1 rRNA gene is annotated in these 235 nt (G+C 34.9%); it reads right to left on the bottom strand.

Annotated elements, in window-relative coordinates:
• Positions 1–167: 167 nt before the first annotated feature.
• A 16S ribosomal RNA gene (locus FFM55_RS09755) occupies positions 168–235 on the bottom strand; the annotation flags it as partial.

Below are 235 nucleotides of genomic sequence, written 5' to 3'. Positions count from 1 at the left end.
AAATTACGCGGTGTATTTTTTCGGCTCAATTTAATTGATATGATCAATATAAATGAATTTAAAAATTTACAATTATGATTCAGTTTTCAAAGAACTAATAGTGAGTGTTAACCACTCAAAACTAAATATCGTTTCGTATAGATGTGTAGGCTTCCGATTTTCCTTAGAAAGGAGGTGATCCAGCCGCAGGTTCTCCTACGGCTACCTTGTTACGACTTCACCCTAATCATCTGTC

The organism is Weissella sagaensis (genome assembly GCF_005405285.1).
GTDB lineage: Bacteria > Bacillota > Bacilli > Lactobacillales > Lactobacillaceae > Weissella > Weissella sagaensis.
This window is presented reverse-complemented; position numbering and strand designations above follow the sequence as displayed.